General features: G+C 68.6%; 2 protein-coding genes. Both read left to right on the top strand.

Annotated elements, in window-relative coordinates; translation table 11 throughout:
• Nucleotides 1-44: 44 nt before the first annotated feature.
• Entirely contained in the window at nt 45-815 is a 771-nt protein-coding gene (locus ACFXJL_RS34780; RefSeq protein ID WP_384699492.1) for a transposase, read from the top strand.
• A 100-nt stretch (nt 816-915) separates the two neighbouring features.
• On the top strand, nt 916-1,686 hold the full coding sequence (locus tag ACFXJL_RS34775) for a transposase (RefSeq protein WP_384699489.1): 771 nt from the start codon (nt 916-918) through the stop codon (nt 1,684-1,686).
• The last annotated feature ends 60 nt before the right edge of the window (nt 1,687-1,746 follow it).

Here is a 1,746-nt window from a genome sequence, read left to right as displayed (position 1 = left end):
CTAAAGGGTGTTGCAGAAGGCTCTGTTCTGGGCATTTTGCCTGTATGGGTGGGGTGTTGCGGGCTGAGCCGGTGTGGGTGGAGACGTTCACGGGCTTGCGGATCGATCGGTTCGCCAAGCTGGTGAAGGCGGTGCGCGAACGAGGCGGGAACGGGCCGGGTGGTGGCCGACCGTGGTGTCTGCCGCTGCCGGACCGGGTGCTGCTGGTGGCCGTGTACTACCGCACGAACCTCACGATGCGGCAGCTCGCCCCGCTCTTCGGGATCTCCGCCGCCACGGTCTGCCGGGTCATCCAGCGGCTCCGTCCGTTGCTGGCGCTGGAGCGGGCTCCGCGACCGGTGACGGACACCGAACGGTTGTGGATCGTGGACGGGACCCTGATTCCGGTCCGCGACCGCAAGGTCGGCGCCTCGTCCCGCAACTACCGGTTCTCGGCAAACGTGCAGGTCATCATCGACGCGGATACCCGCCTGGTCATCGCGGCGGCCCGGCCCGCGCCAGGCAACAAGGCCGACGCACATGTCTGGCGCGAGTCGGACCTGCCCGCCCTGGCGGCGAGTACGACGGTCATCGCGGACGGCGCCTACCTCGGCACCGGCCTGATCGTCCCGCACCGCAAGAGAGCCGGCCGCCCCCTCCTGCGCGGCCAGGAGGAGGACAACGCCGAACACCGAAGGGTGCGAGCCCGTGTCGAGCACACCTTCGCCCGGATGAAGAACTGGAAGATCCTGCGTGACTGCCGCCAGCGGGGCGACGGCCTCCACCACGCAGTCCAGGCCGTCGCCGCCATGCACAACCTCGCCATGACACGGTGAAACAGCAGGCCAAGCACCACTCCGGCCTGCCCGAAACGGACCTTCTGCAACACCCTTTAAAGGGTGTTGCAGAAGGCTCTGTTCTGGGCATTTTGCCTGTATGGGTGGGGTGTTGCGGGCTGAGCCGGTGTGGGTGGAGACGTTCACGGGCTTGCGGATCGATCGGTTCGCCAAGCTGGTGAAGGCGGTGCGCGAACGGGGCGGGAACGGGCCGGGTGGTGGCCGACCGTGGTGTCTGCCGCTGCCGGACCGGGTGCTGCTGGTGGCCGTGTACTACCGCACGAACCTCACGATGCGGCAGCTCGCCCCGCTCTTCGGGATCTCCGCCGCCACGGTCTGCCGGGTCATCCAGCGGCTCCGTCCGTTGCTGGCGCTGGAGCGGGCTCCGCGACCGGTGACGGACCCCGAACGGTTGTGGATCGTGGACGGGACCCTGATTCCGGTCCGCGACCGCAAGGTCGGCGCCTCGTCCCGCAACTACCGGTTCTCGGCAAACGTGCAGGTCATCATCGACGCGGATACCCGCCTGGTCATCGCGGCGGCCCGGCCCGCGCCAGGCAACAAGGCCGACGCACATGTTTGGCGCGAGTCGGACCTGCCCGCCCTGGCGGCGAGTACGACGGTCATCGCGGACGGCGCCTACCTCGGCACCGGCCTGATCGTCCCGCACCGCAAGAGAGCCGGCCGCCCCCTCCTGCGCGGCCAGGAGGAGGACAACGCCGAACACCGAAGGGTGCGAGCCCGTGTCGAGCACACCTTCGCCCGGATGAAGAACTGGAAGATCCTGCGTGACTGCCGCCAGCGGGGCGACGGCCTCCACCACGCAGTCCAGGCCGTCGCCGCCATGCACAACCTCGCCATGACACGGTGAAACAGCAGGCCAAGCACCACTCCGGCCTGCCCGAAACGGACCTTCTGCAACACCCTTTAG

The sequence above is a fragment of the Streptomyces sp. NPDC059256 genome (assembly GCF_042753785.1).
Taxonomy (GTDB): domain Bacteria; phylum Actinomycetota; class Actinomycetes; order Streptomycetales; family Streptomycetaceae; genus Streptomyces.
The sequence above is the reverse complement of the archived record's forward strand: the minus strand, read 5'-3'. Positions and strand labels throughout refer to the sequence as shown.

What these genes read in the sequence shown, in the direction of transcription:
- ACFXJL_RS34780 (WP_384699492.1), top strand. Translation starts at nt 45, where the DNA reads ATGGGTGGGGTGTTGCGGGCTGAGCCGGTGTGGGTGGAGACGTTCACG.
- ACFXJL_RS34775 (WP_384699489.1), top strand. Translation starts at nt 916, where the DNA reads ATGGGTGGGGTGTTGCGGGCTGAGCCGGTGTGGGTGGAGACGTTCACG.